Source organism: Amycolatopsis arida (assembly GCF_900115565.1).
Classification (GTDB): Bacteria; Actinomycetota; Actinomycetes; order Mycobacteriales; family Pseudonocardiaceae; genus Yuhushiella; species Yuhushiella arida.
Genome location: NZ_FOWW01000003.1, coordinates 446,498 through 469,957 on the forward strand (window position 1 = coordinate 446,498; position 23,460 = coordinate 469,957).

Sequence of the window (23,460 nt, forward strand, 5' to 3'; positions counted from 1 at the left end):
CCGTTGGGGTCGGATCAGTCCGTCGCCGTGCGGTGCCAACTTTCGGTCTCCTTGACAAGCGGCAAACTCGCCCGCACCCGCCAGCCCCCACCCGGCGCCGGCCCGACGTCCAACGTCCCGCCCAGCACGTTCGCCCGCTCGCGCATCCCGATCAACCCGTTCCCGCCCGGCACCGCGGTCGCTCCCTCCGGCACCAGCGCCCGCGCCCGGCCCGCGCCGTCGTCGCTGACGTCCACCTCCACCACGTCGTCGCGACGGCACACCCGCACGGTCGTCGCGGCGTCCCGCCCGGCGTGTTTCAGCGTGTTGGTGAGCGACTCCTGCACGATCCGGTAGATGCCCAGCGACACCCCGGCCGGCAGGTCGCCGAGGTCACCGTCCACGTCCAGCCGCACCGGGAGGCCGGCCGCGCGCACCCGGTCGGCCAGCTCGGCCAGCGCGTCCGCGCCCGGCTGCGGCACCCGCGGCTGCCCGCCGGAGTCCCCCGAGCCGTCGTCACGCAGCACCTCCAGCAGCCGGCGCAGCTCGGCCAGCGCCGCCCGCCCGGTCGCCGAGATCGTCCGCACCGCGCGTTCGGCCACGTCGGGGTCGCTGCGCAGCGTGTACGACGCGCCGTCGGCCTGCACCACGATCACGCTCACCGCGTGCGCCACCACGTCGTGCAACTCGCGGGCGATCCGGCCGCGCTCCTCCGCCACCGCGATCCGGGTCGCCTGGTCCCGCTCGGTCTCCAGCAGGTGCAGCCGCGCCTCGACCTCCGCCTGGTAGGCCCGCCGCGCGCCGACGAACTCGCCGAGCAGCCAGCAGAACGCGATCAGCAGCACGGTGGAAATCGCCAGGGCCAGCCAGTCTTCGCGGAACTGCAGCAGCAGGTGCACCGCGCTCACGACGAGCACCACCGTGACGAACAGCGCCGCCGGCCGCCGGCGCGCGTACACGACGACGCTGTAGACGGCGATGCCACTGGTGAACACGCTGGCGAAGCCGAGCTCCAGCGCGGCGTGCACCGCGCCGGTGAGCAGCGCCGCGTATCCCGCCCACAACGGGTGCTTCCGGCGGAACACCACCGGCAGCACCACCGCGATGTCGACGGGAACCGCGACGTACCACGGTGGCATGGCCCCTGTCGGATCGAACCGCGCGGCGACCAGGATGGTCAGGTCCATGAGCAGGAGGTGCACCGCGATCAGGCTGTCCCCGACCACCGGATGCGCCCGCATCCACAAGCTGAGCCGCCGCACCCGACAACAGTAGGCGCGGCGCGAGCGGATCCGCGTCGCCCAGCGGTAGCACCTTCGATGCGACCCGGGAATGACGCGTGGCACGATTCCGGGCAGCGCTCGTGGCGGCACCGGAAGGGGAGGGCGGCGTGACGGCACCGACGGAGCAGCGGCGGCTCGCCGGCCCGCTGTCGACCTCGGTGGCCAACCTCTGCCGCCGGCTGCAGCCGCAGGTCTCCGCGCGCACCGCCGCCGGGTTCGCCGAGGTGCTCCGCCGGCTCGACGCGCCGCTGCAGGTCGCCGTGGCCGGGCGGATCAAGTCCGGCAAGTCCACACTGGTCAACGCCCTGATCGGGCGGCGGGTGGCGCCCACCGACGTCGGCGAGTGCACCCGGCTGGTCACCCGCTTCCAGTACGGCACGGTGGACCGGATCGAGGTGGTGTTCACCGACGGCCGCAAGCAGGTGCTGCCGTTCGCCGCGGACGGCATGATCCCGGCCGAGCTTGGCGTGGACATCGAGCTGGTGTCGCACCTCGAGGCCTACCTGACCAACGCCGTGCTGCAGCACATGACGGTGATCGACACCCCGGGTCTGGGGTCGCTGGACGCCGCGTCGGTGTCCCGGACGGAGCAGCTGCTCGGCGCCCCCGAGCGGGAACAGCCGGAAGGCCCCGGGGACACCGACGAGCTGGACGAGACCTCGCGCAACGCCGTCGCCGGCGCCGAGGCCGTGCTGTACGTCGTCACCCAGGGCATCCGCGCCGACGACCAGCAGGCGCTGGCCGCGTTCACCGCCGCCACCGCGAGCCGCGAGGCCGGGCCGGTGAACGCGATCGCCGTGCTGAACAAGGCCGACACCATCGCCCCGGAGTCGGTGCAGGGCGCCGACGGCGACGTGTGGAGGGCCGCGACACTGCTGGCCGAGAAGCAGGCCGCGCTGCTCAAGCCACGGGTGGCCGACGTGCTGCCGGTGATCGGCCTGCTCGCGGAGTCGGCCGAGTCGGGCAACTTCACCTCCGCCGACGCCGACGCCCTCCGCCAGCTGTCCACACTGGACGACGACGTGCTGGAGACCATGCTGATCTCGGCCGACATCTTCACCAGCTGGGAGTGCGAGGTCCCCAGTGGGATTCGGCTGCGGCTGCTGGAGAAGCTCGACCTCCACGGCGTGCGGTGCGCGGTGGACGCCATCCGCGCCGACCCGGACATCACCGCGGGCGCGCTGCGCCGGACGCTGCTGGAGGCCTCCGGGCTCGCGGCGGTGCGCTCCCGGCTCGACGTCGTGTTCGCCGCCCGCGCCGACGGCATCAAGGCGGCCGCCGCGCTGGCGTCGGTCACCGCGCTCGCGCACGCCTCCGGCGACCCGGCGGAGCGCCAGCGGGTGCACGACGCCATCGAGGTGTTGCTGGCCAAGCCGGAGGCGCACCAGCTCCGCCTGCTCGAGGCGCTCACCCTGGTGGCCGCCGGCGCGGTGGACATGCCGGACGACCTCGCCGAGGAGGTGCTCAGGGTGGGCAGCAACGCCGACGTGGGCGCCCAGCTCGGCATGCCCGGCGCGAACAGGGCCGACCTGGCGGCGCACGCGCTGGAACGGGCCGGGTGGTGGCGCTCGTTCGCGTCGTTCGGTGCGACCCCGGCGCAGAGCCGCGTCGCGCACGTCGTGCACCGCGCGTACTTCCTGATCTGGCAGCAACTGCGGCAGAGTCCCGGCCGAGGAGGGTGACGATGGCGTGGTTTCGCAAGGGCGAGGACGACCAGGCCGAAGGTACCGAGGGAACCGAGTGCGCCGACGCGGGCGGCACCGACGACCCGACCGGTCGGATCGCGGCCGATGTCATCGCCGAGGCGGACGGCGGAACCGGGCCGGTGCCGGCCGCGTCGAAGCCGGACGTGGAGCCCGTGACCACGGCCGCGCCGACCGAGTTGGAACAGGCGCTCGCCGACCGCCGCGCCCTGATCCAGCTGTGCCTCTACGCCATGGACCGCGCCCGCAGCGGCGGTGTCGCCGAGCGGCTGGAGCAGGGCCTCGCCGCGGTCGGGGTGACCGCACTGCGGCCGGACGGCCAGCGCTTCGACCCCGCCGTCCACGAGGCGGGCGGCGCGGTGCCCACCGACGACGTCACCCTCGAGGGCACGGTCGCGGAGACCGAGGTGGTCGGCTTCGTGGACCGCGACCGGCTGCTGCGCGCCCCGGTTGTCACCGTGTACACCCGCCGCTGAGCGCCGCGCCGGTAGAGTCCGGCTCGCGCGACGGAAGGGCCAGGAAGCAGGTGGGGCGGTGACGGCATCCTCGCTCGGCGGCGGGCCGAGCCTGCCGGCGCAGGTGAAGCAGGCACGGGAGGCGCTGCTGTCGTTGCTGCGCGAGCTGGACCCGCACGCCGCGAAGTGGGTGGACGACCAGCGCCGGTCCCGACCGAAGAACCCGTCGGTGGTGGTGGTCGGCGAGACCAACCGCGGCAAGAGCTCGCTGGTCAACGCCCTGCTCGCCACGCCCAACCTGTCCCCCGTGGACGCGGACGTCGCCACCGGCACCTACCTGGTCTTCACGCACGCCGGAGAGTGGGCGGCGCAGGCCTGCTACCCCGGGCAGCTCGCCCCGGTGGCGATCGAGCCGGACGAACTGGTCCGCTGGGTGTCCGCGGGGCACGAGCTGCCGGAGGGCCAGCTGCCGCCGCGCCACGTCGAGGTCGCCGGCCCGGTGCCGCTGCTGGAACGGCTCACCGTGGTGGACACCCCGGGCGTCGGGGGGCTGGAGGCCGCGCACGCCGAGCTGGCGATGGAGGCCGCGGCGAACGCCACCGCGCTGCTGTTCGTGGTGGACGCCTCGTCCCCGTTCACCGCGAGCGAGCTGCGGTTCCTGCGGGAGATGGCCGAGCGGGTGGAGACCGTGCTGTTCGCGCTGTCCAAGACCGACCAGTTCCGCGGCTGGCGGGAGATCCTCGAGGCGGACCGGGAGTTGCTCGGCGAGCACGCGCCCCGGTTCGCCGACGCGCCGTTCCACCCGGTGTCCGCGCGGATGTTCGAGCTGGCGGCCAGGGCCCCGAACGAGCAGGCCGCGGCGATGCTGCGGGAGAAGTCGGGGGTCGCCGAGCTGCAGACGGCGCTGCAGGAGCTGCTGGTCGGCCGGTCGGCGATGCTGGCCGAGGCGAACACGCTGCGCGCGCTGGCCAGCGCGCTCGGCGAGCAGAACGCGAAACTGCAGGCCGAGCGGCGGGCGCTGTCCGCGGGCGCGGCCGAGGCCGAGGCGCTGCGGGCCCGGCGCGACCAGCTCACCGCCGAGCGCCGGTCGTCCACCCGCGGTTGGCAGGTGCGGCTGCGCGGCGAGGTGCAGCGCACCAGGGTGGAGATGGGCCACGAGGCCAGCCGGCAGATGCGGGACGCCCAGTCGTACTTCCGGCAGCGGATCGACGCGGCCACCCGTGAGCAGCTCGCCGAGCTGCCCCGGCAGGTGGACGCCACGCTGCAGGCCGTGTCGCAGCGGATCTCGGCACTGCTCGCGCACCGGTTGAACCAGGTGACCGACGCGGTGCTGGCGGAGCTGTTCTCCGCGGAGGAGCTCGACGTGCTCCGCGCGCAGTTCGCCAGGGCCGGGGGACCGCCGGTGGTGCTGCGGCCGCCGGACCGGCGGCCGCCCACCGCCGAGGACAAGCTGCTGGTGTTCATGGGCATGTCCGGCGGGATCGGCGCCGGCAAGCTGGCCGCGGCGCCGCTGGCCGGGCTCGCCCTGGTCAACCCGCTCACCGTGGTGCTGCCGGTGACCATCGTGATCGGGCTCGGCGCCGGCTGGTGGATGGCCCGCACCCGCCGGCACGCCGCCGACAAGCAGCACCTCAAGCAGTGGCTGGTCGAGTCGATCGCGGACGCCCGCTCGACGCTGGACCAGCTCGTGGCCGAGCAGCTGATCGAGGCCGAGCAGCAGCTGTCGCTGGCCCTCGACGACGCGCTGAGCCGGCGGATCGAGGCCATCGAGGCGGAGCTGAAGGACATCGACAAGACGATCAAGATGGGCACGCAGGAGCGGTCCCGCCAGCTCGCGCTGGTGAACAGGCGGATCAAGGACGTCACCGAGGGCCGGGAGCGGGCGGAGTCCTTCCTCGCCCGGATCCGCGCCCTGCGTGACCGGGGCTGATCCCGCCGGTCCCGACAGGGACTCTGTTGTGCCGCGGAACCGAACGGGCCTACGGTGAGTCTCAACCCTGCAGACGGCACCAGCCCTGACCTCCCGGCACGACGGCCGGCAACCAGAGGGGGAGTTCGCAGTGTGGGTCGACGAGAGCGGCGGAACGGACACCACCGGCACGACCGGCAGCCAGGATGAGCTGACCGTCACCGTCGACGGCGAGGAGTACACCGCCGAGGTGAACCTCGACATCGACGAGGACGGGGTGCGGGACACCGCGGTGATCGAGCACGCCGACGGCACCACCCAGGCGTTCGTCGACGAGGACGGCGACGGGGACGCCGACCAGTACATCCAGCTCGACGCCGACGGCGAGGTGGTCACGCACGCCGCGTACGACGAGTCCACCGGCGACTGGGTGGCGGTCGACCCCGGCTCGACCGGCGACTCCGGGGAGAGCCAGACCGGCTCGCAGGGCGGCATGACCGCCGAGTTGCCGAACGGCGAGGTCGAGGTCGGGCCGGCCACGGTGGACACCAACCACGACGGCGTCGACGACACCGCGGTGGCGCAGGACGACGCGGGGAACACCATCGGGTTCACCGACGTGGACGGCGACGGGGACGCCGACGTCGCGGTGGTCATCGACCCGAGCGGCCAGGCGACCACCTACGAGCACACCGGCGACGGCCAGTGGACCGAGGTCGACAGCACCAGCCGTGCGGTGGGCGACGCCGGCGACACCTCCGACTCCGCCTGGGGCGGCGGCACGGACACCGTGGAGGGGGTCGCGAAGATCGACTCGGTCACCGGGCAGTGGATCAGCCAGAACTGAGCTTCCGACCCCGACAACGGCACGCGACGAGCGCCGTAAAGCACAACGAACACACAAGTGAGGGCCCGGCGCGGGTGGCGCCGGGCCCTTCCGTTGTCCGCCGGCTGTCGTCGCGTACCCGCGCGCGCTCGGAAATGACCCCGCCACGCCCGCCGGAAACCCTTCCCCGATACGCCGATCCAGCGACAACTGAATCGATTCCCTTATCGTTCTTGTGAGAGAACCGACAGGTCAGGGCTCGGTTGCCGGTGGTTGACCCCGCTACTCTCGGGAAATCCCCAGACAACAGCACGCCGGCCGCCCCGGTGTGCGTCAGCCATTCGGTCGCCGGCAAGGGAGCCCGCGCCGAACTTCGGTTCGGTGTGGGCTCTCGTCGTCGGAGTCAGGAGAAGAGATGACTGCAGTTGCCATTCCCGGACTGGACGCCGCGCCGACCACACACAGCGGGGTGCTGTCCTGGGTGCGGGAGGTCGCTGAGCTGACCACACCGGACCGAGTGGTGTGGGTCGACGGGTCCGACGAGGAGGCCGAGCGGATCAACGCCGAGCTGGTCGCCAACGGCACGTTCGTGCCGCTGAAGGCCAAGCCGAACTCGTACTGGGCCGCCTCCGACCCCAGCGACGTCGCCCGCGTCGAGGAGCGCACCTTCATCTGCTCGCGGCGCGAGGAGGACGCCGGGCCGACCAACAACTGGGTCCATCCGGACGAGATGAAGGCCACCATGACCGAGCTCTACCGGGGCTGTATGCGGGGCCGGACGATGTACGTCATCCCGTTCTGCATGGGCCCGCTCGGCGACGACAACCCGAAGCTCGGGATCGAGATCACCGACTTCGCCTACGTCGTCGCCTCGATGCGGGTGATGACCCGGATGGGCACGAAGGCGCTGGAGAAGTTCGTCGCCCCGGACGGCACCGAGCGCCCGTTCGTGCCCGCGCTGCACTCCGTGGGTGCCCCGCTCGAGCCCGGCCAGCAGGACGTGCCGTGGCCGTGCAACGACACCAAGTACATCACCCACTTTCCCGAGGAGCGGATGATCTGGAGCTACGGCTCCGGCTACGGCGGCAACTCGCTGCTCGGCAAGAAGTGCTACTCGCTGCGGATCGCCTCGGTGATGGCCCGCGACGAGGGCTGGCTCGCCGAGCACATGCTGATCCTCAAGCTCATCTCGCCGGAGAACAAGGCGTACTACGTCGCCGCCGCGTTCCCCAGCGCCTGCGGCAAGACCAACCTCGCGATGCTGCAGCCCACCATTCCCGGCTGGCGGGTGGAGACCCTCGGCGACGACATCGCGTGGATGCGGTTCGGCGAGGACGGCCGGCTGTACGCGGTGAACCCGGAGTTCGGCTTCTTCGGCGTCGCGCCCGGCACCAACTGGAAGACCAACCCGGTCGCCATGCGCACGATCGAGCAGGGCAACTCCGTCTTCACCAACGTCGCGCTCACCGACGACGGCGACGTGTGGTGGGAAGGCATGGAGAACGAGCCGGCGCACGCCACGTCGTGGAAGAAGCAGGACTGGACGCCGGAGCCCGGCGAGCCGGCCGCGCACCCGAACTCGCGGTACTGCACCCCGATGGCGCAGTGCCCGATCCTCGCGCCCGAGTGGGACGACCCGAAGGGCGTGCCGATCTCGGCGATCCTGTTCGGCGGCCGCAGGGCCACCACCGTCCCGCTGGTGAACGAGGCGCGCAGCTGGGAGCACGGCGTGTTCATGGGCGCCACGATGTCGTCGGAGAAGACCGCGGCGGCCGCCGGCAAGGTCGGCGAGGTGCGCCGCGACCCGATGGCCATGCTGCCGTTCCTCGGCTACCACGTGGGTGACTACCTGAAGCACTGGCTGGAGCTCGGCAAGAACGCCGACGGCGCCAAGCTGCCGCGGGTCTTCTACGTCAACTGGTTCCGTCGCGGCGACGCTGAGACTGATGCGGGACACCCGCGCCCGGGGCGCTTCCTGTGGCCGGGCTTCGGGGAGAACTCCCGGGTACTCAAGTGGATCGTCGAGCGGATCGAGGGCAAGGCCGGCGCGCGGGAGACCCCGATCGGCTTCGTGCCCACCGCCGACGACCTCGACCTGGCCGGCATCGAGGAGCCGAAGTCCGACGTCGAGGCCGCGCTCGCGGTGGACGCCGACGAGTGGCGCCAGGAGCTCCCGCTGATCGAGGAGTGGTTCGCCAAGATCGACGGCAGGGTCCCGTCGACCCTGCGTGACGAGCTGGAGGCCCTCCGCCAGCGCCTCGGCTGAGTGTGACCGAGGGGCCCGGTGCCGGACCACTCCGGTACCGGGCCCTTCGCCGTGTCCGGACGTGGTAGGCGCCGTTTCGGTAGCCTCGGTCGGGTGATCGAGGTGGACGGTCTTGGCGTCCGCGTGGGGGACGAGTGGCTGTTCCGGGGACTCGACCTTCGGTTGGCCGCCGGAGAGTGTCTCGCGCTGGTCGGGCCCAACGGGAGCGGCAAGTCAACCCTGCTGCGCTGCCTCTACGGCATGCAGGTACCGACCGAGGGCACGGCGCGGGTGGCCGACCGGCGGCCGGACGAGCGGGACCGGGACTTCCGCCGGCGGGTGTCCGTGCTGCTGGACGACGCGGACTTCTTCGCCGAGCTCACCCCGGTGCAGCACCTGGAGCTGCTGGCCGGGTCGTTCGGCGACATGTCGGACGACCCCGCCGAGTTGCTCGCCGACGCGGGGCTGGCCGAGCGGGCCCAGGTGACCGCCGGGTCGTTCTCCGCGGGGCAGCGGCGCCGGCTGCTGCTGCTCGGCGCCACCGCGCGCCCGTTCGACGTGCTGCTGCTGGACGAGCCGGAGCGCGCGCTCGACGCGGCGGGCAAGAAGTGGCTGGACACGCTGGTGGGCAGGGCGGTGGCCGGCGGGGCCGCGGTGGTGCTGGCCACCCACCACCCGCCGCTGCTCGACTCGGCAGACCACGTGCTCGACCTGACGTGAGCGGTCCCGCCATGACCGCGGCGGCATCGCGCACCCGGCCGGCGAGCACGCGTGCGTTCGCGGACCCCCCATCCGGCGGAGCGCGGCCCGGCGGGGAGGGGCCGTGAGCGCCCGGCTTCCCGGGCGGCCGTGGTTCGCCGGGATCTTCACCGGTGACACACCGACGCTGGTGGCGCTGTTCGCCGTTGGGATCCTGATCACCGCGTTCCACCGGCTCGACTTCTGGCGCGACCTGCTGCTGGCCGGGTCGGCGGTGCCGGCGGGTGCGGTGCTCGGGCTGGTGATGGCGGCCTGGGCGCTCGGCTCGGTGTCGCTGCTGCGGCGGAGCTTCGTGTGGGCCGAACCGGCCGCGCTGACCTGGCTGGACTTCGCCGACGGCGACCGGGTGCGGACGGTGTCCGGTCGGCTGTGGCGGATGTGGTCGGCACGGCTGCTCGCGATCGGCTACGTCGGGGCGCTGCTGGCCGCGGTGAACACGCTGCCGCCGGTGGCGTGGCACGCGGGTGCGGCGCTGCTCGTCGCCGGGGCGGTGCCGGTGCTGCTGGCCGCCGCCGGGGTCGGGTGGCCGTGGTCGCCGCTGCGGGTGCCGGTGGCGGTGCGAGCCGGGCGGCAGCGGCTGGTGGACGGCTGGGCCGAACGGGTCGTCCGGGCCGTCGCGGTGACGTTCCTCGACCCGATGCTCATGTTGCCCGCCGCGCGGCCGGTGGGCGGCCGATCGCTGCGCGGGGCGACGGTGGTGCGGCTGGCGTGGCTGGGAGTGCTCGGCCGGGCGCGGTACGTCGGGCCGGCGGTGCTGGTCGCGGTCACCGTGGGGGTGGCGCACGTGGCGTTGCCCGGACTGCCGGACGCGGTGCTGGTGGCGCTCGGCGGGTTCGCTGCGCTGATGCCGTTCGGCGGCGGGCTCGGCGAGCTGTGGCGGTCGCCGGGGCTGCGGCGGTGGGTGGACGGGTCGGACCGGGCGCTGCGGGTGCGGTTCGCCGTGGTGATCGGGGCGCTCGCCGCCGGGTGGGCCCTCGTGCTCGGGGTCGTGGTGGCGGCGCTGGGTGCGCCGTTGGCCGGCACGGCGTGGCTGGCGGTGCCGCTGGCCGCCGGCACCGTGCTGCGCGCGGCGACGCGGCGGCCGCTGAACTACGCGAACGTCGGCGCCACCGACACTCCGCTGGGGCAGCTGCCGGTGGGCCTGGCGGCGCAGGCGGTGCGCGGTCCCGACCTGGGGATCGTCGGGGTGTTGCTGCTGGCCGTGCTGCCCTTCGGCTGGCCCGCGCTGGTCGTCGCCGCCGTCCTCACCGCCTGGTGCGTGCTGTTCTAGCGGATCGACCGCTCACCTGACGGGAACGGCCAACACGCGTACGGGAACGGCCAACACGCGTACGGGAACGGCGAACACGGTGGCGGGAGCGGCGAACACGCCGACGTGATCTGTCCACATCACCCGGTAGTGATCCACAGATTTCGGCACACCCCGTTTGGCGCCCCCACAGGCGATAAACTGGAACAGGGCGCCGGCCCCCGAAGGGTGGGTGGGTTCTGCCGTAGGCGCCGCTTCTCAGCTTGTCAAGGGTTCGGTGTGCACCGCGCCACCTGGCGGTCTCGCGTCGCCGCGGTGTCGGGCCGCCGGTCGCTCGGCGGCCCGACACCGCGGCTGCTGACTAGAACAGCTCGACGATCTCGTTCACCGCGAGGTAGGCGAACATGATCAGGCAGATCGTCAGCAGTCCGTTGGACAGCCAGCGGGACCGGTACTCCGCCGGCACCCGGCGGGAGTTCAGCAGCACCAGCAGCGTCCCGGCGAGGAACGGCATGAACAGCGCGCCGAGCACGCCGTAGGTCACGGTGAGCTGGAACGGCCGATCGAGGAAGAGCAGCGCCATCGGCGGGAACGTCAGCCACAGCACGTAACCGCGGTACGCCGTGCTGCGCAGCCCGGCCTTGCGCTCGTAGTCCTCGAAGCTCTCCTCCGGCGCGGAGGCCGGCAGCCGCCAGGTGCGCCACCAGTCCGCGAAGAGCAGGCTCACCCCGTTCCACACGCCGACCAGCGAGCTGAACGCCACGGCGAAGAACCCGATCAGGAACGGGATCCGCGCCCACTGGCCGTAGTCCGCGGCCAGCGTGTCGCCCAGCATCAGCAGGCCCTTGTCACCGCCGACGATCTTCTCGCCCAGCAGGATCTCCGACCCCACGATCAACATCGCCACCACGAAGATGCCGGTGGTGACGTAGCCGACCGCGTTGTCCAGCCGCATCATCGACAGCCAGCGCGCCGAGCGCCAGCCCTTCGCCATCGTCCAGTAGCCGTACGCGGCCATGGTGATCGTGCCGCCCACGCCGCCGATCAGCCCGAGAACGTAGACGAACGACCCGTCCGGGAGCCTCGGGACGAAACCCTTGCCGACCTCCAGCAGGTTCGGCGCGACCAGGATCGCGGTGCCGACGACCGTCACGAACATGACGCCGACGAACACCGTCATGACCTTCTCGATCAGCGCGTACCGGCTGAACCACACCAGCACGAACCCGAGCAGGCCGCACAGGATGGCCCAGTACCGCACCGAGATCTCCGGGAACAGCGCGTTCAGCGGCAGCCCGGAGGCCGACATGGCGGTGGCGCCGTAGACGAAGCCCCAGATCACGGCGTAGACGCCGAAGTACACCAGCACCCACCGGCCCAGCGTGCGCCAGCCTGCCAGCAGCGTTCGCCCGGACGTCAGATGCCAGCGACCGACCGCCTCGGCCAGCACGATCTTGAAGATCGTGCCCACGATCACCGCCCACAGCAGCACGTAGCCGAACCGGGCGCCGGCGACCATCGTGGCGACCAGGTCGCCCGCGCCGACGCCGGTGGCCGCCGCCATGATGCCGGGACCGACCTGCCGCAGCCGCGCCCGCCACCCCACGGGCGGCGGTGCGGTCACCTCACTGTGACTCACTTCGCTCGACATGGCAGGCAACGTAACCCGACGCACACCTCGCAGAAAGCGGGCAAAGCGGAAATTAACCGGGCATTAGGAAACGGCTCGGCAACGGTGCGCCGGACCGGCGGCGCCGGCGGCGTCGTCGACAGGGCTGTCCACAGCCGACACCAGCTCGTCGAGTCCGAGCCCGACCGCCTCCGCCACCGCGGTGACGGTGAAGAAGGCCGGGGTGGGAATCCGGCCGGTCTCGATCTTGCGCAGGGTCTCCACCGAGATGCCGGCCTCCGCCGCGACGTCGACCATGCTGCGGGGGCCGCGGGCCGCGCGCAGCGCGGCACCGAGCCGCTCGCCGCGGGCGCGCTCGGCCTCGCTCAACGGGACTCGGACCATGGTGCCGATGGTACCGGTCGGGGTTCATCCACAGCTCGTTGTCCACAGCCTGTGGACGAACCTGTTCACAGGCTGTGGACCAAACTCGCCGGCATCGGATGCAACCCGGGACGCGGCTCGAGGCATGTGTACCCGTGCCAGGCACCGTCGACCCGCGGCGGTGCCCCGAGAGCAGGGAGCGGTATGCGTACCCGACTGATCGTGTCGGCGGTGGCCGTGGTGGTCGCGGCCGGAGTGGGAGTCCCGCTGGTGGCCAACGCGATGACCCCGCCCGAGCCACCGGCGACGGTGCAACCTCCCGCACCCCAGCCACCGGCAACGGTGCAACCCCCCGCACCCCAGCCACCGGCAACGGTGCAACCCCCCGCACCCCAGCCACCCGCAACGGGGCAACCCCCCGCACCCCAGCCACCGGCAACGGTGCAACCCCCCGCACCCCAGCCGCCGGAGACCACGCCGGCGGCGCCGCGACCGCCGGAGACCACGCCGGCGGCGCCGCGACCGGCGGTCACCGGTGTGCCCACCGACATCCCCGCCGGCGGGCACCCCTGACGGTGGCCCCTGCCCGATCGCCGTGGGACGGCGAGTTCAGCCAGTACTTCGCCGCGCGGGCGCACATGCTGCGCTCGACGGCGTACCTGCTGTGCGGTGACTGGCATCGCGCCGAGGACATCGCGCAGACGGCGCTGGTGAAGCTGTACGTGGCCTGGCCACGGCTGAGCCGCCACGACGCGCTCGACGCTTACGCGCGGCGCGTCGTGGTGCGCACCTTCCTGGCCGAGAACCGGCGGCTGTGGCGGCGGCGCGAGCAGCTGACCGGGGAGCCGCCGGAGCTGCCGGCCGCGGCCGGCGGCGACACCGGCGCGCGGATGGTGCTGTCCGCCGCGCTGGCCGCGGTGCCACCGAAACAGCGGGCGGTGCTGGTGTTGCGGTACTGGGAGGACCTCGGCGTCGAGGAGACGGCCGCGGTGCTGGGCTGCTCGACGGGGACGGTGAAGAGCCAGGCCGCGCGGGGGCTGGTGGCGTTGCGCCGGCTGTTGGGCCCACAGTTCCCACAGTTCGGTGAGTCGGCCATGACCGGTGAGACGAGGAGGTGACGGCCATGCGGGACGACGACATCCGCGCGCTGTTCGCCGAGCTGGACGCGGCCGGGCCACCGTTGCGGCTCGACGCTGACGAGATCATCCGCACCGGAGCCAGGGTCCGCCGGCGCGGCCGGAGGATGGCCATCGCCGCGACGGCGCTGGCCACCGCGGTGGTTGTGGTGTTGATCGGCGCCGCCACCCGGTTCGGAACCGGCGGTGCGCAGGTGCCGGCCGGCCCCGGCGGGTCCGTGGTCGGCCCGACGTCACCCGAACCGGAACCGCCGTCGCGGGCACCGGCGCCGGAGCAGCCGCCCTCGGCCCCGGTGGGCTCCCCCACGCCTTACCCGACCCGCTCGACGGCGCGGCCGCCGGCCCCGGTCGACCCGCGACCGGGCACCCCGGGTCACACGGTCGGAGCCCCCGTCCCGCCGACCGCGGAGAGCGCCCACGCCCGCCCGCCTGCGCAGTCCCCCGTCACGGCACCGTCCGCCGGCGCGGCACCGCCAGCCGATTGACCCGCGACGGCCTCGCTGCCGTGCGAACGCCCTTGGTCTCCACCGCTCAGCGGATGCCCGTGGTGCACCCCACTGTTACCGTCGGCATCGGGAGATCCGCCGAACGTGAGGGGACGTGGGGGTGGCCTTCATCAAGGTCTCGTTCGGCGCGTTGCGGGAGCAGCACGACGCACTGGGTGGTGTCGGCGGTGTGTGGGACGAGCTGCTCGTCCAGCTGGACGAGGCCGTCGCCCCGTTGCGCGCCACCTGGGACGGCGAGGCGTCCCAGGCTTACGAGCAGCGACGCGCGGAGTGGCTGAGCGCGGCCGACGAGCTGCGGGACGTGCTGCGCCAGGTCCGTCAGCGTTCTACCACGATCCAGGACAACTACGGCCGGGCCGCGGGCTCGGCGGTGCGGCTGTGGGGCGGCGGTGGCGCCGTCGGTGGCTCGGATGCTGGTGACTTCGAGATCGCTCTCGACGACGTGCGGCTGACGGTGCGGGAGATCGCCGACATTCAGGCGCGCTTGCTCGACGCGGTCGAGGTGGCGTCGGCAGAGCTGCGCGGCATCACCGGGATGGCCGGTCCCGACTCGTGCCTGGCCCGGTGGCGGGACGGCTACGACGTCTGCCGGGGACCGGTCGCCGACGCGGTGGCCGAGGTGGTGAGCGTCCTCGGCGACGTGTCGATGGCGCTGAAGGACACCGGGAACACGTTCGCCGAGGCGGAGGAGGCCTCCGGCGGTGGGCCGGTGGACCGGATCCCGTTTCCCGGGGTCAAGGTGGACTACGTGCTGACCTGGCCGCCCACCACCGGTGGACCGGGCAAGGAAGCCGTTGTTCCCGACGAGGTCACGAGGTACTGGCCGAACGCGTGGGAGGAGCGGCTGCACGCGGCGGCGGACACCTGGAGCGCCCTGGCTCGGGCGCTCGCCGACGCGAACACCGCGGCGACGCAGGACGTGCTCGCCATGGTCGACAACAACAGCGGAGCGGTCTTCAGCGTCATCCGTGACTACTGGTCCGGCCTGTGCAGTGGTGACATCTGCGCGCAGGACGCGCCGTTCGACCGCACGTACGCGGCGGTGCAGGCGATGTCGTCCGCGTGCCGCTCACTGGCGATGGCGATCGAGTGGCAGCGGGCACGGGTGGAGGACGCGGTCGCGCTGGCAGGCGCGGTGCTGGAATCGATCGAACCGTTCACCGCCGTGCTGGACACGTTCCTGACGCGCGGGCTGTCCCGAACCGCGGCGGTAGTCGCCGCCGCACTCGCGGTCGGGCTCGACGTCCTGCCCGACGACCGGTACCTCACCCGGATCGAGGAAGCGGTCGAACTGCTGCCAAGCCGCCACCTGGACGCGCTCGGCCGCTTCACCGCGTCCGGTGGTCCCGGTGGCTCGGAAGCCACGACGTTGAGCGAGGTCAAGGACGTGGTCGGCGGCGAGCTCGCCGGCAAGTGGAACCAGGTGCACGGCCCGCACCCCCGACCGGACCAGATCCACATCCCCCCGGAGCGGGTGACGCATATTCTTGACGGGGACAAGACCGGCGGTGGCCATCGAGCAGGAAGCAACAACAAGAAGAGCCATTTTCCTGCAGGATGGACGGACGAGACAACCATCTCGAAAATCGAGAGTGTTGCTCGAAACCCTGACTCCATCGAGCCGAATCATCACGGCCGATGGAAGGCGACGGGGACGAGGGATGGCGTGCTCATCGAAGTGATAGTGAACCCTGACGGCACGATCAGAACGGCATGGCCAGTCTCCGGCCCAGGCGTACGACCGCAGGTGAAGTGAGAAGCATATGGATTACGACGAGTTCGACCAGCGGTCGCGAGAGCTACTGGACCGACTGAAGGGCCGCTTGTCCGAACAGCGCTGGAACGAAGCGGACAACTACTGGGGTCATGGCGAGTGGGACCTCCTCACCGAGACCGTGCTGGAATCACTGATAGAGGATCGAGTCAGGATATCCAATCCAGAGTACGCACTCATCTCGAGAATGGTGAAACATTTCGATCCAGACAAGTTTGTGCCCTTCACATTGAAGCCCGAAGAATATCTGGGAAGGCTTGTTGTAGCCAATGACGAGGCGTGAGTTCGGAAGCACGGGAGTGTACTGATGGGTGGCGGGCACGCGCCGGGGACGGGGCGGCGTGGAACGAGTGAGTTCCCGGCGAGCTGGGACCGGGACCGCATCATGGCGACGATCCTCGACGTCGCCAAGCGCCCCGACGAGCGGCCGCGCCGGCTGCCCAACGGGCGGTGGCGCACGGCGGGGACGCGCGACGGCGTCGACGTCGTGGTCCTGCTCGACGCGGCGGGGGAGGTCTTCACCGCCTACCCCACCGGCGGTCCCGGGGTCACCCGCAACCCGGACACCGCGGCCGACCCCGCCAACCCGACCCTGGCCGACCTCGTCGCCGGGGGCGTCGGCCACTTCGCGGCCGCGCTGCTCGACAGCCTCGCCGACCGGCTCGACGCCGCCGATCTCGCGCACTACCGCGAACTGCACTGGTCCGGGGAGTGGGAGGAGCTCGCCGACGAGCTCGCCGCGCACCTCACCGCTCGACCGTTCCCGCTGGACGCCGACGAACGAGACCACCTCCGGCGGCTGCTGACCGGCTTCGACACCCCGCTGGCCGGCCACCCCTACCTCAACGACCGCGACCGCGTGCTGGCCGCGGTCACGCCACCGGCCTGACGCCCAGGAGCAGCGAGAAGCCCCGCCGGCCGGGGTGGGCGGCCGGCGGGACCTGGGCGAACGTCAGGCGCCGGGCGGCACCGGCAGCGGCATGCCCGGGCAACTCGTGTCGTCGGGCACGACGCCGTCCACCAGGAAGCGCTCCACGACATCGTCGGCGCACGCGTTGCCACCGGCGTAGATCCCGTGGTCTCCCTCATCGGTGATGGTCAACATCCGCGAGTTCGCGAAGGCCCGGTGCGCCCGCCGCGCGCCCTCGATCGGCGTCGCTGGGTCGTGCACCGACTGCACGATCAGCACCGGCGGCACACCCCTGCCGTCCACCACCGGCAGCTCGATCGGCTTGTGCTTCCAGAAGACGCACGGTTGGATCAGCCACCCCCAGCCCAACAACGGGTACTGCCGGCCCAACCGCTCCGACTGCCTGACCACCGAGCTTCGGTTGCCGAACCACGGACCCTCATTACAGGGGATGGTCCAGAAGCTCGCGTCGAAGGCGTCGTCGTAGTCGGTGGGCACCCTCAGCGGCTGCGGCCCGGTCACCCCGCTGTCGCTGACGTTCGCCGCCCGCACCCGCTCGGCCGCCGCGGCCCGCTGCTCGGCGGTCGCGTAACCCTCGACCAGCGTGCGCAGGTTCACCAGCGTCTCGGCGAGGCCGGGGAAGGCCCGCTTGTTGTACAGCGCGCCGGCGATCTGGGAGTCCAGCTCGTTGGGCCCGACCCGCTCGCCGTCGAGCTCCACCGGGCGCACGCCGAGCGCGGCGCGCAGCCGCTCGTAGCTCTGCCGGGCCTCCTCACCGGTCGTGCCGAAGTGGTAGACCGAGTCGTACTTCGCCATCCACGGCAGGAAGTCCTGCCGCCAGCGGCGCTCGAAGCCCATCGGCTGCCAGTCGAACGACTTCTGCCACCTCGTGGTGAATTCGGTGGCCGAGTCGAGCACGAACCGGCCGGTCCGCTCCGGGAACGTGGTCGCGTAGTGCGCGCCCATCCACGTCCCGGCCGAGTAACCCACCCAGTTGATCCTGTCCCGGCCCAGCAGCACCCGGAGCAGGTCGATGTCCCGAACGGTCTGGTAGGTGTTGATCAGCGGGCCGAGCTCCCCCGACTTCACCTGACAGGAGTGCGCGGTGTAGCGGGTGGCGTCCAGGATCAGGTTGAGGTTGGGCCGGTCGCGGTCCCGCGGGTCGAGCGAGCTGCCGGTGCCGATCGCGCCGCCGCAGGTGATGTTCGAGCTCTTCCCGGTGCCCCGCGAGTCGAAACCAATGATGTCCTGGTGCTCCCGCAGCTTGTGCTGGTTGCGCAGCCGCGCTGGGAACCCGCGCCCCGGCGCGCCGGGGCCGCCGGGGTTGGTGAGGACGCTCGCGGTCGCCTCGCCGCCGGTCGCCCTGAGCCGGCTGACCGCGATGGTGAGGTCGATCCGGTCGTCGGGACGGTCCCAGTTGCGCGGGGTGGCGAACGTCGCGCACTCGATGCCCTCGGCGCCGGGCGGCGGTGGGCTGGGCAACTCATCCGAGGTGCAGGGGTGCCAGTCGAGGGCCTGGTTGGCGTACCGGGCGGGGATGCCGGTGGAGTTCAGTTCGGCGGGCTTCCGCCCTGCCTCCGCGGGCTGCTCCGCGACGGCCGGAAGGGTCCCGGCCAGCATCAGGCCCGCCATCGCCGGGATCCCCACGGCGCGGCGCAGTCGATTCATGTAGTCGTCCCTCGTCGTCGATCTTCCGGGCCCACGGCCCGGGACCGGTCATTGATAACCGGTGACCACGGGATGGGCAACACTCCTTCGTCGGCCAACGGGGTGATCTCCTACCGCGGTAGTGGGGCGTCACCGATCCCGCGCAACGGGCGGGTCACCGGCTCGGCCGTCTCGGCGTAGCAGACCACGTTGGTGAAGCCCTCCCGCCAGGACGACTCGTCCGGCCAGCGCCACGAGGCGAACACGTCGTCACGCTGCGCGCCGAGATAGGTGTGCACCATCTCGGTGCACCGCGGACGGGCCTCCGCCTCGAACGCCTCCCTGGTCGGCACCGGGTCACTCGGCTGGCCCATCGGCACCACCCCGATCGCCTCGCCGACGTGCGGCCCATCGCACGGCACCTGCCGTACCCGACTGCGGGACGGCAGCTCGGCGGAGCAGAGCTGGAAGTCGTACAGGCCGGCACCGGCGAGCGCACCCTGCACCGACCCGGTTCGCGACTCGGGCTCGCCGTCCGCGTCGAGCTGGGCCACCCCGCACCGGTACCACCGGTCACCGCGCTGCCAGTCCTCCTCGCCGGCCCAGAGCAGCCAGGCACCCAGCGTGGTGGCGTCGTAGCCGGTGTTGCCGAGGTAGCTGCCCACCTCGGCGCGGCACTCCGGCAACACGGCACGGAAGATCTCCACCCGCTCCTTCCGCACGTCGGCGTCCAGCATGCCGGCCTTGACGATCTCCACGGTGTGCGGTTGGGCGCAGTCGAGCACCGTGGTGTTCCGCGGCGGCGTCACGCACTGGCCCGGCGCGGGCCGCGGGTCCGGACCGGCTTGGCCGGTCGGCCGGCTGGCCGTGCTCGGTGGCGCGGCGCCGGGCACGGCCGTGCCCGGAACCTCCGTGGTGCACGCGCTCGTGCCGGTCACGGTCAGCACCGCGGCCGCGACCAGCGTGAAGCCCTTCCGCCTGCCCATCGCCACCCCCGCGCTGACGCTACCGGCCCGGAACCGCCCACCCCGGACCACCCTGATCGAATCGATACCCGACCCGCGTGACGAGACCGTACCGAGGACTTAGGGTCTACGCCTGCCCCCGCGCCGCAGGTACGAGTGAAAGGCGAGGCGCATGTCCGCTGGCAAGGCCGACCGGAGGGTGAGCGGGCTGGTCCTCAGCCCGTGGAACCTCCTGCTGATCCTCCCGTTCTGGATCCTGCTCACCCCGCTGTACAACCGGGTGGACCCAGTCCTGTTCGGCATGCCGTTCTTCTACTGGTTCCAGTTCGTCGGCATCGCCGTCGGCGTGGTGTGCACGGCGACCGTGTACCGGATGACCCGGAGGAAGCCCTCGGTGCCGGCGCGAGGCGCGCCGCGGGACGTCGACGAGCTGGACGAGGGGAGCGACCGGTAATGCAGTGGATCGAGCTCATCGTCTTCGGCGCGCTGTTCCTGCTGGTCACCGTGCTGGGGTTCGTCGCGTCCCGATGGCGGAGGGCGGCGACGCTGGACCACCTGGACGAGTGGGGGCTCGGCGGGCGGAAGTTCGGCTCGTGGATCACCTGGTTCCTGATCGGCGGTGACCTGTACACGGCCTACACCTTCGTCGCGGTGCCGGCGCTGTTGTTCGGCGCGGGCGCCATGGGGTTCTTCGCCATGCCGTACACGGTGATCGCGTACCCGCTGGTGTTCCTGCCGCTGCTGCGGTTGTGGTCGGTGTCCCGGGCGCGCGGCTACGTCACCCCGGCCGACTTCGTGCGCGGGCGGTACGGCTCGACCGTGCTGGCGACGCTGGTGGCGATCACCGGCATCGTGGCGACGATGCCGTACATCGCGCTGCAGCTCGTCGGCCTCGAGGCGGTACTGCGCACGATGGGCTTCAACGGGGCCGGGTTCCTCGGGCACCTGCCGCTGCTCATCGCGTTCGTGATCCTCGCGTTGTACACGTACCAGTCGGGGCTGCGGGCGCCGGCGCTGATCGCGTTCGTCAAGGACGTGCTGATCTACGTCGTGATCCTGGTGGCGGTGATCTACCTGCCGATCAGGCTCGGCGGGTGGAGCGAGATCTTCGGCGCGGCGCGGGCGAAGTTCGAGGCCACGCCGTCGCCGGCGGACGGCGTGCTGCTCGGCCCGAACAACCAGTTGCAGTACGCCACGCTGGCGCTGGGCTCGGCGCTGGCGCTGTTCCTGTACCCGCACGCGGCCACCGGGGTGCTCGCGTCGCGCGGCCGGGACGTGCTCAAGCGCAACATGTCCGCGCTGCCGGCGTACTCGGTGCTGCTCGGGTTGCTGGCGCTGCTCGGGTTCGCCGCGATCGCCGCGGGGACGCAGGCGATCACGAACAACGCGACCGGGAGGCCGGACGGCAACACGATCGTGCCAAAGCTGTTCAGCGACATGTTCCCGTCGTGGTTCGCGGGGCTGGCCTACGCGGCCATCGGGATCGGCGCGCTGGTGCCGGCGGCGATCATGTCGATCGCCGCGGCGAACCTGTGGACGCGCAACGTGTACAAGGAGTTCATCCGGCGCGACGCCACGCCGCGGGACGAGGCCAAGCAGGCGAAGCTGGCCTCGCTGGTGGTGAAGTTCGGCGCGGTGGCGTTCATCGTGTTCATCGACCCGCAGTACGCGATCGACCTGCAGCTCATCGGCGGGGTGATCATCCTGCAGACGCTGCCGGCCGTGGCGATCGCGCTGTACACGCGGTGGCTGCACCGGTGGGGGCTGATCGCCGGGTGGACGGTCGGGATGGCGTGGGGGCTGTACCTGCTGTACACGATCCCGAACCCGGTGGCCGGGAAGGAGCACTTCGGTGGCTCGGCACTGGCGCTGGAGAAGCTGAGCATCCTCGGGTGGGAGCCGTTCGCCGGGTCGCAGGTGCAGATCTACGTGGGGATCGTGGCGTTGGTGGCGAACCTGCTGGTGGCCGTGGCGGTGACCCTGGTCGCGCGGCGGTTCAAGGCGTTCAACGGCGTCGACGACACCAACGGGCCCGACTACCACGTCGACGAGCACGACAAGAGCCTCCGCCCGATCGGCGCGCACTGACCCGGGCCCGGGGACGGCGGAATGCGACTGGGTAACCCATCGGAGGGACATCAGACCCGAGAGCTCCATTGGCGCGCTCCCACCGCCCCCAGCTGTCCACAGTTTCCCGTGGCCCCCCCACGCGCCTCCCCGCACCGATAGACTGGACACAGGGCCGCCCCCCGGGAACGGGTGGGGGATGCACGACTACCAGGCGGAATGCCGCGACTGAAGCGCTTTCACCCGATGGGGCCAAGCGGTGGCGACGCTCCTTCGCCCCAGCGGGGTTGGGCGTTGCGAAGGCGGATGCCGCTGAACCCCAGGGTGCTGGCGACCACCGCGTCCCAGAACGACCACAGGTTCGGCAGCACACGCAGCTGGATGTCCGCTTCCTCGTGTGACCGGAGCAGGTCGCCCACCGGCTCGGGTGGGCCGAGCGGCGTCACCGGCTCGGTCGCCACGTGCGCGGAAGGCTCCGGCGACCCGAACGGGGTGAACGGCTCGGCCGGCAACCGGTACGCGAACAGCCGCGCCGTGCGCAGCCGGTCCAGCCACCGGTACTCGATCGCGTGCACCCGCTCCCCACCACCCGGGCCGAGAATTCGCTCCCGATCCGACGGATCACTCGCCAGCGTCAGCCACGCCAGCACCCTCGGACACTGCCGCGGGAACCAGTAGGCCGGCGCCCGCGCCGCGTCCACCGCCCACACGTACGCGTCCCGCTGCCGCGCGGTCGCCGCCACGTGCGGCACGAACCGCGTGATCGTCGGGTCCTCGGAGAAGTGCAGGACCTCGCCGGGTTCCGGCCGCACGGCTACCCGCACTCCGCCAGCCGCCGGCGCAGGAACCGGTGCTGCGGCGCCGACACCGGCAGCTCCAACGCCCGCCGGTAGTGCTCGGCCGCGAGGTCCGGTCGGCCGGCGCGCGACCACAGCGCCCCCAACGCAGCCGGGAGCTGCGGGTACTCCCGCAGCCGCGGCTCCGCCCCGAGCCGCTCCAGCTCGGCGATCCCCGCCTCCGGACCGTCCACCATGGCCAGTGCGATCGCCCGGTTCAACCGGGTCACCGGCGACGGCCGCAGCGTCAACAGTTGGTCGTAGAGCTCCACAATCCGCGGCCAGTCGGTGTCCCCCGGCTTCTCCGCCGCCGCGTGGCACAACGCGATCGCCGCCTCCACGTGGTAGGCCGACCGCTCGGCGCCCACGCACGCGGCGGCGAACATGCGCGTCCCCTCCGCGATCATCGACCGGTCCCACCGCCCGCGGTCCTGCTCGTCGAACAGCAGCAGGTCACCGCGCTCGTCCACCCGCGCGGGCAACCGGCTCGCCTGCAGCAGCATCAGCGCCAGCAATGCCCTGGCCCTCGGCACATCGGTCCGCCGGTCGGTGAGCAGCAGGCGGGACAGCCGGATCGCCTCGCCGCACAGCTCCGCGCGCACCGCGGCTTCCCCGGACGTGGCGCCGTAGCCCTCGTTGAACAGCAGGTACAGCACCGACAGCACGGTGTCCACCCGCGCCGGCACGGCCTCCGGCGGCGGCAGCTCCAGCGGCTGCCCCGAGTTCCGCAACCACCGCTTCGCCCTGGTCAGCCGCTGCGCCACGGTCGCCGGCTTGGTGAGCAACGCCGCCGCGATCTCCCGCACCCCGAGCCCGCCCACCGTGCGCAACGTCAGCGCGACCTGCGCCGGCACCGGGAGGTCGGGATGGCAGCACAGCAGCATCATGGCCAACTCGTCGTCCTGGCCGGAGTCGCCGTCGAGCGCGGCGTGGTCCAGCTCGACCAGCGCGGGCAGCTTGTCCCGCAGCGACCGCTCCCGGCGCAACAGGTCGACGGCCCGGTTGCGGGCCGCGCGGAACAGCCATCCACGCGGGTTGTTCGGCACCCCGCTGTGCGGCCACGTGCGCAACGCCTGCTCGAGCGCGTCCGCGACCGCCTCCTCGGCCAGGTCCAGCCGGTCCGGGCCGAGGAGGCGGGCCAACGTCGCGATCAGCCGACCGGAGCTGTGCCGGAACAGGTGCTCCACCACTCCAGTCGGCTGAGCTACCGACGGCATC

At 72.2% G+C, this 23,460-nt stretch carries 21 protein-coding genes; 14 read left to right on the forward strand and 7 right to left on the reverse strand.

The annotated features are described in order from the left end of the window. Positions 1-14 precede the first annotated feature (14 nt). A complete protein-coding gene (locus BM051_RS11625) occupies positions 15-1,220 on the reverse strand; it encodes a sensor histidine kinase (RefSeq protein ID WP_424923271.1) in 1,206 nt (401 codons plus the stop codon). A 149-nt stretch (positions 1,221-1,369) separates the two neighbouring features. On the opposite strand from BM051_RS11625, the gene BM051_RS11630 reads away from it, so the two are divergent. The 7 genes from BM051_RS11630 (at position 1,370) to BM051_RS11660 (ending at position 10,429) form a co-directional block, all read left to right on the forward strand. Further along, positions 1,370-2,944 (forward strand): dynamin family protein, encoded by a 1,575-nt coding sequence (locus tag BM051_RS11630; RefSeq protein WP_092530083.1) that lies wholly within the window; start codon positions 1,370-1,372, stop codon positions 2,942-2,944. A gap of 2 nt (positions 2,945-2,946) precedes the next feature. Then, the gene (locus tag BM051_RS11635) at positions 2,947-3,441 is read left to right on the forward strand and encodes a nucleotide exchange factor GrpE (protein WP_092530084.1); all 495 of its coding nucleotides are present in this window, start codon (positions 2,947-2,949) and stop codon (positions 3,439-3,441) included. 58 nt (positions 3,442-3,499) lie between these two features. Continuing rightward, positions 3,500-5,350 carry a dynamin family protein gene (locus BM051_RS11640; protein ID WP_092530085.1) on the forward strand — a complete coding sequence of 617 codons (1,851 nt, stop codon included), beginning with the start codon at positions 3,500-3,502 and terminating at the stop codon, positions 5,348-5,350. Between the two features lie 130 nt (positions 5,351-5,480). Then, positions 5,481-6,176, forward strand: coding sequence for a hypothetical protein (locus BM051_RS11645; RefSeq protein ID WP_092530086.1), 696 nt, complete (start codon positions 5,481-5,483; stop codon positions 6,174-6,176). 394 nt (positions 6,177-6,570) lie between these two features. Continuing rightward, positions 6,571-8,421: a phosphoenolpyruvate carboxykinase (GTP) gene (locus BM051_RS11650; RefSeq protein ID WP_092530087.1), complete on the forward strand. Its 1,851-nt coding sequence runs from the start codon at positions 6,571-6,573 to the stop codon at positions 8,419-8,421. A gap of 93 nt (positions 8,422-8,514) precedes the next feature. Next, the gene (locus tag BM051_RS11655) at positions 8,515-9,120 is read left to right on the forward strand and encodes an ABC transporter ATP-binding protein (protein ID WP_092530088.1); all 606 of its coding nucleotides are present in this window, start codon (positions 8,515-8,517) and stop codon (positions 9,118-9,120) included. A 103-nt stretch (positions 9,121-9,223) separates the two neighbouring features. Further along, complete coding sequence (locus tag BM051_RS11660; protein ID WP_243859441.1) at positions 9,224-10,429, forward strand: DUF6297 family protein; 1,206 nt, start codon at positions 9,224-9,226, stop codon at positions 10,427-10,429. A 340-nt stretch (positions 10,430-10,769) separates the two neighbouring features. Here BM051_RS11660 and BM051_RS11665 read toward each other — a convergent pair whose 3' ends face one another. Both BM051_RS11665 and BM051_RS11670 read right to left on the reverse strand, forming a co-directional pair. Further along, the gene (locus tag BM051_RS11665; protein ID WP_092530089.1) at positions 10,770-12,059 is read right to left on the reverse strand and encodes an Nramp family divalent metal transporter; all 1,290 of its coding nucleotides are present in this window, start codon (positions 12,057-12,059) and stop codon (positions 10,770-10,772) included. A gap of 63 nt (positions 12,060-12,122) precedes the next feature. Beyond that, on the reverse strand, positions 12,123-12,422 hold the full coding sequence (locus tag BM051_RS11670; protein WP_092530090.1) for a helix-turn-helix domain-containing protein: 300 nt from the start codon (positions 12,420-12,422) through the stop codon (positions 12,123-12,125). A 554-nt stretch (positions 12,423-12,976) separates the two neighbouring features. Between BM051_RS11670 and BM051_RS11675 the strand changes: the two genes are divergently transcribed. The 5 genes from BM051_RS11675 (at position 12,977) to BM051_RS11695 (ending at position 16,706) form a co-directional block, all read left to right on the forward strand. Next, positions 12,977-13,519, forward strand: a complete 543-nt coding sequence (locus BM051_RS11675) for a SigE family RNA polymerase sigma factor (protein WP_092530091.1) — start codon at positions 12,977-12,979, stop codon at positions 13,517-13,519. Positions 13,520-13,524: 5 nt separating this feature from the next. Further along, entirely contained in the window at positions 13,525-14,022 is a 498-nt protein-coding gene (locus BM051_RS11680) for a hypothetical protein (RefSeq protein ID WP_092530092.1), read from the forward strand. 121 nt (positions 14,023-14,143) lie between these two features. Beyond that, positions 14,144-15,799 carry an EndoU domain-containing protein gene (locus tag BM051_RS11685; protein WP_166677665.1) on the forward strand — a complete coding sequence of 552 codons (1,656 nt, stop codon included), beginning with the start codon at positions 14,144-14,146 and terminating at the stop codon, positions 15,797-15,799. 7 nt (positions 15,800-15,806) lie between these two features. Continuing rightward, positions 15,807-16,100, forward strand: coding sequence for a MafI family immunity protein (locus BM051_RS11690; RefSeq protein ID WP_092530094.1), 294 nt, complete (start codon positions 15,807-15,809; stop codon positions 16,098-16,100). Positions 16,101-16,124: 24 nt separating this feature from the next. Next, positions 16,125-16,706, forward strand: coding sequence for an EndoU domain-containing protein (locus BM051_RS11695; protein WP_092530095.1), 582 nt, complete (start codon positions 16,125-16,127; stop codon positions 16,704-16,706). Positions 16,707-16,769: 63 nt separating this feature from the next. Here BM051_RS11695 and BM051_RS11700 read toward each other — a convergent pair whose 3' ends face one another. After that, entirely contained in the window at positions 16,770-18,395 is a 1,626-nt protein-coding gene (locus BM051_RS11700; RefSeq protein WP_092530096.1) for an alpha/beta hydrolase, read from the reverse strand. A 110-nt stretch (positions 18,396-18,505) separates the two neighbouring features. After that, positions 18,506-19,360: a septum formation family protein gene (locus tag BM051_RS11705; protein WP_092530387.1), complete on the reverse strand. Its 855-nt coding sequence runs from the start codon at positions 19,358-19,360 to the stop codon at positions 18,506-18,508. 151 nt (positions 19,361-19,511) lie between these two features. Between BM051_RS11705 and BM051_RS11710 the strand changes: the two genes are divergently transcribed. Beyond that, complete coding sequence (locus tag BM051_RS11710; protein ID WP_092530097.1) at positions 19,512-19,793, forward strand: DUF3311 domain-containing protein; 282 nt, start codon at positions 19,512-19,514, stop codon at positions 19,791-19,793. Beyond that, positions 19,793-21,427: a monocarboxylate uptake permease MctP gene (gene mctP / locus BM051_RS11715; protein WP_092530098.1), complete on the forward strand. Its 1,635-nt coding sequence runs from the start codon at positions 19,793-19,795 to the stop codon at positions 21,425-21,427. The genes BM051_RS11710 and mctP overlap by 1 nt, the downstream gene beginning before the upstream one ends. Before the next feature lie 218 nt (positions 21,428-21,645). Here the strand turns inward: mctP and BM051_RS11720 are convergent, their stop codons facing one another. Beyond that, positions 21,646-22,218, reverse strand: coding sequence for a DUF6886 family protein (locus BM051_RS11720; RefSeq protein WP_092530099.1), 573 nt, complete (start codon positions 22,216-22,218; stop codon positions 21,646-21,648). A gap of 2 nt (positions 22,219-22,220) precedes the next feature. Further along, the gene (locus BM051_RS11725; RefSeq protein WP_092530100.1) at positions 22,221-23,459 is read right to left on the reverse strand and encodes an RNA polymerase sigma factor; all 1,239 of its coding nucleotides are present in this window, start codon (positions 23,457-23,459) and stop codon (positions 22,221-22,223) included. Position 23,460 lies beyond the last annotated feature (1 nt).

Excerpts from the sequence above, each read along its gene's own strand:
- BM051_RS11625 (WP_424923271.1), bottom strand. The coding sequence starts at position 1,220 with ATGCGGGCGCATCCGGTGGTCGGGGACAGCCTGATCGCGGTGCACCTC.
- BM051_RS11635 (WP_092530084.1), top strand. The coding sequence starts at position 2,947 with ATGGCGTGGTTTCGCAAGGGCGAGGACGACCAGGCCGAAGGTACCGAG.
- BM051_RS11650 (WP_092530087.1), top strand. The coding sequence starts at position 6,571 with ATGACTGCAGTTGCCATTCCCGGACTGGACGCCGCGCCGACCACACAC.
- BM051_RS11665 (WP_092530089.1), bottom strand. The coding sequence starts at position 12,059 with ATGTCGAGCGAAGTGAGTCACAGTGAGGTGACCGCACCGCCGCCCGTG.
- BM051_RS11670 (WP_092530090.1), bottom strand. The coding sequence starts at position 12,422 with ATGGTCCGAGTCCCGTTGAGCGAGGCCGAGCGCGCCCGCGGCGAGCGG.
- BM051_RS11680 (WP_092530092.1), top strand. The coding sequence starts at position 13,525 with ATGCGGGACGACGACATCCGCGCGCTGTTCGCCGAGCTGGACGCGGCC.
- BM051_RS11690 (WP_092530094.1), top strand. The coding sequence starts at position 15,807 with ATGGATTACGACGAGTTCGACCAGCGGTCGCGAGAGCTACTGGACCGA.
- BM051_RS11695 (WP_092530095.1), top strand. The coding sequence starts at position 16,125 with ATGGGTGGCGGGCACGCGCCGGGGACGGGGCGGCGTGGAACGAGTGAG.
- BM051_RS11700 (WP_092530096.1), bottom strand. The coding sequence starts at position 18,395 with ATGAATCGACTGCGCCGCGCCGTGGGGATCCCGGCGATGGCGGGCCTG.
- BM051_RS11705 (WP_092530387.1), bottom strand. The coding sequence starts at position 19,360 with ATGGGCAGGCGGAAGGGCTTCACGCTGGTCGCGGCCGCGGTGCTGACC.
- BM051_RS11710 (WP_092530097.1), top strand. The coding sequence starts at position 19,512 with ATGTCCGCTGGCAAGGCCGACCGGAGGGTGAGCGGGCTGGTCCTCAGC.
- mctP (WP_092530098.1), top strand. The coding sequence starts at position 19,793 with ATGCAGTGGATCGAGCTCATCGTCTTCGGCGCGCTGTTCCTGCTGGTC.
- BM051_RS11725 (WP_092530100.1), bottom strand. The coding sequence starts at position 23,459 with ATGCCGTCGGTAGCTCAGCCGACTGGAGTGGTGGAGCACCTGTTCCGG.